Here is a 618-nt window from a genome sequence, read left to right as displayed (position 1 = left end):
GTTCAGGATAAATCTATCCACCACTTCGTAGGTTCCTCGCTTGCACACCGCGCAGGACAACCGATATCCCTGATCATAGCGCCCAGCCCTTTGTATCAACTCGCCATGAATATCCGTCCAGTCGAATACTTTAATTACCGTTGGCCAGCGCATCCAAGGCCAGATACTGCGTTGATGCTCATAGACATAGACTTTTTGGCGTTTGCGATTAAAACGAACGGGCATACCTCGAGGTACGAAGATAGCCATTCTGAAAAAAAACAAGAATGACGAAATAAAAAATAAAACAACAAAAAATTTAAAAATACTATCATCTGGCGTTATTTTTGAATAAGAATCAAAAAAATAAAATAGATAACAGAACACACAAAAGAAAATCAGACTCGAAATACTCATAATCCACATACCAGACCACATGATATTCTCATGGCGAGGAATTTCCATGTATACATCATTAATCTCATTGACTCTGATTAATTGCGGGGCTGTGGGGTGCTGCTCATACTTCTCAGGTAAATCCTCGAACCATCCCTCAGCCTGAGGAGTTAGTTTTGAAAAGTTATACCCCACATCCCTTATACGGGTCTGTGTTTTTTGCATACCTTCCTTCGACGGGTG

General features: G+C 41.1%; 1 protein-coding gene. It reads right to left on the bottom strand.

The features are described 5' to 3' along the window. Positions 1-600: DUF6708 domain-containing protein (locus AC2A1E_RS24255; protein WP_484385884.1), on the bottom strand; the 600-nt coding region annotated here is incomplete at its 3' end. Positions 601-618 lie beyond the last annotated feature (18 nt).

Source organism: Serratia sp. HNCC26DJ206 (genome assembly GCF_057180605.1).
This window is presented reverse-complemented; position numbering and strand designations above follow the sequence as displayed.